Source organism: Novosphingobium sp. 18050, assembly GCF_902706195.1.
GTDB lineage: Bacteria > Pseudomonadota > Alphaproteobacteria > Sphingomonadales > Sphingomonadaceae > Novosphingobium.
Genome location: NZ_CACSJO010000075.1, coordinates 1 through 734 on the forward strand (window position 1 = coordinate 1; position 734 = coordinate 734).

At 74.8% G+C, this 734-nt stretch carries 1 protein-coding gene; it reads right to left on the minus strand.

Annotation, left to right across the window (positions count from 1 at the left end):
• Positions 1-734, minus strand: a 734-nt coding sequence (locus GVL61_RS24415) for a hypothetical protein (protein ID WP_200845015.1), incomplete at both ends; no start/stop codon positions are given.

Below are 734 nucleotides of genomic sequence, written 5' to 3' on the forward strand. Positions count from 1 at the left end.
GCCGAGAACAGCGTGGCGGTGCGCGCGGCGGCGAAGCGCGGCGCGAGGAAGGGCGCAGGCACGATGTTGCGCACGCAGACCGTGGAGCCGCCCGGCGCGGCGCCCGCGGGCCGCTGCACGTCCACGAGGGAGTGGGCATCGAGCAGTTCGGCCATGCGCAGCGCCTGCAGGGCTTCGAGGTAGAAGGCCTGCAGCGCGCCGTCGGCCTGCTCGGGGTGTTCGGCGAAATGCTCGCCCAGGGAACTGCTGCCCTGTTGCAGCGCCGCCAGCAGCTTCGGCGGAAAGCCTTCCGGCTGCACCACGTAGCTGGCCGCGCCCGCGGGCCGCGCGGCCGCTGGCGCCTGCGCTTCCACCGCCTTGTCCAGCGCGACCCACGCGCGGCGGATGCGGTCCAGCGCCTTCTTCACGACCGGCACCGCGGCGGCCGTGGGCGAGCGGCGCGCCTCGTGCAGCGTGCCGGGCAGCAGTTCGGCCGTGTACATGCGGCGCCCGCGCTCGACGAGGTTGTGCGCCTCGTCCACCAGCACGGCCACGCGCCACTGGTTGGCCTGCGCGAGGCCGTGCAGCATCGCGCCCAGGTCGAAGTAGTAGTGGTAGTCGCCCACCACCACGTCGGCCCAGCGCGCCAGCTCCTGCGAGAGATAGTAGGGGCACACGCCGTGGGCCAGCGCGGCCTCGCGCACACGGGCCTGGTCCAGCGCCAGCGGGCCGGTGGCGTGGGTGGCGGTCGGGGC